The sequence below is a fragment of the Vibrio sp. M260118 genome, from assembly GCF_036533755.1.
Classification (GTDB): Bacteria; Pseudomonadota; Gammaproteobacteria; order Enterobacterales; family Vibrionaceae; genus Vibrio.
The window spans coordinates 1-1,578 of sequence record NZ_JATABG010000555.1; the positions used below are offsets into that span (position 1 = coordinate 1).

General features: G+C 42.9%; 3 protein-coding genes and 2 pseudogenes. 4 read left to right on the forward strand and 1 reads right to left on the reverse strand.

Annotated features, from left to right (window positions below; all coding sequences use genetic code 11):
* From QTO00_RS19495 to QTO00_RS19510, 4 genes and pseudogenes are all read left to right on the forward strand, one after another.
* Positions 1 to 95 (forward strand): annotated as a pseudogene (locus tag QTO00_RS19495) (BrnT family toxin); the annotation flags it as partial.
* Positions 82 to 324 carry a type II toxin-antitoxin system BrnA family antitoxin gene (gene brnA, locus QTO00_RS19500; RefSeq protein WP_331426221.1) on the forward strand — a complete coding sequence of 81 codons (243 nt, stop codon included), beginning with the start codon at positions 82 to 84 and terminating at the stop codon, positions 322 to 324. The pseudogene QTO00_RS19495 and the gene brnA, both read left to right, overlap by 14 nt.
* 219 nt (positions 325 to 543) lie before the next feature.
* The gene (locus QTO00_RS19505; protein ID WP_331426222.1) at positions 544 to 813 is read left to right on the forward strand and encodes a type II toxin-antitoxin system TacA family antitoxin; all 270 of its coding nucleotides are present in this window, start codon (positions 544 to 546) and stop codon (positions 811 to 813) included.
* The gene (locus tag QTO00_RS19510) at positions 810 to 1,343 is read left to right on the forward strand and encodes a GNAT family N-acetyltransferase (protein ID WP_331426223.1); all 534 of its coding nucleotides are present in this window, start codon (positions 810 to 812) and stop codon (positions 1,341 to 1,343) included. The genes QTO00_RS19505 and QTO00_RS19510 overlap by 4 nt, the downstream gene beginning before the upstream one ends.
* A 65-nt stretch (positions 1,344 to 1,408) precedes the next feature.
* Here QTO00_RS19510 and QTO00_RS19515 read toward each other — a convergent pair.
* Positions 1,409 to 1,578, reverse strand: a pseudogene (locus QTO00_RS19515) (transcriptional regulator); the annotation flags it as partial.

Below are 1,578 nucleotides of genomic sequence, written 5' to 3' on the forward strand. Positions count from 1 at the left end.
GGTCTGGGGTCATTACCTATCGTGGGCAAAATATTCGGATCATTTCAGTCAGACGTTCACGAAAAGCGGAGGTGAACTTATATGAAAGCGCATGAGTTTGATGACAAGTTTGAAAGTGACGATGACATTTTAGGTGATTTGGATTTATCTAAAGCCAAGCGTCCGATGCAAAAGCAGAAACGAGTCAATGTTGATTTTCCTGCATGGATGCTAGAGTCATTAGATCGGGAAGCTAGTCGAGTAGGGGTTACCCGACAGTCAATTATTAAAATTTGGCTCGCTGAAAGACTTGAAAGCGTAGCTCATCATCACGGTTCAAACTAAACCAAATACAAGTATCCAAGCTTTAAACCCAACGGCTAACTTTTTGTTTTCGCGTTGGGTTTTGTGTTTCTGAGGCATTGGTGTTGTTGAATGGTGCCCACCACTTAAAGTGTGATTATCGCCTTTTTTTTCCGTAAATTTTCCGTACAAATTGAATGTGGATAAAGTTTGCTCTATAATTCTGGTGATTACGGAATAGTTCCGTACGCAGGAGGGGTTATGGCAACAGCGCGTTTAGATATCCGCCTTGATGAAGAGATCAAAGCGAAAGCAGAAAAAGCATCGGCCTTACTTGGTCTCAAGAGCTTAACTGAGTATATCGTTAGGCTTATGGATGAAGATGCAACTCAAGTTATTCAAGAGCATGAAGGTATAGTCGTTAAGGACAATGTCTTTGACGAATTTATGGCGGCATGCGACAAAGCGAAAGCACCTAACTCGGCACTCATTGAAGCGGCACAGTTCACAGAAGAGAGCGGTATTAAGTGAGCTGGGGTAAAGAGTTCGTAGAACTTAGCAAATCGGTACATGATCGCAACTCATTCGATTGTGGTGAGCAAGAGCTCAATACGTTCCTCAAAACTCAAGCTGCAAAGCATATGCAGGCGGGCATTAGCCGCACTATGGTCTTACCCAGTGCTCACCCTTTGTTAAATCAAAAATTTGCAATTTGTGCATTTTATAGTGTTGCTCCAAGTTCCATTCGCCGGGAAACCTTGCCACCAGACTTGATGAAGAAATTGCCTAGATATCCGGTTCCTGTATTTCTCTTAGCCCAGTTGGCTGTCCATAAAGAGTTTCACGGTTCAGGGCTAGGTAAGGTTAGCTTGATCCGTGCTTTGAAGTACTTGTGGGAGGTTAACCACCATATGAGAGCTTACGCAATTGTAGTGGACTGCCTTACTGACTCTGCTCAAGCCTTTTATACTAAGTTTGGTTTTGAAGTTTTGTGTGAACAAAATGGCCGCACTCGCATGTTTTTACCAATGAAAACCGTCGAGCAACTCTTTAGTAACTGAGCACTGAACATAACAAATTGTTTAAGAGTGACGGCTAATCTTGCTCATTTTTGGGTTGTTTAAAGCTACCTAAGCATCTTAGGTGCTTGTGCACCGTTGATAGGGCGGTTAACAGACACGGTGCGGCCTTTCTTCAAGCCGACTTCGTAATCTTCGGTCAGATTCTTCATCGCCTCTCTTAGCTGCTGCTTAAAGGTTTCGCGATCGATGTTTTTAAACTCTTTATCAATGTAGT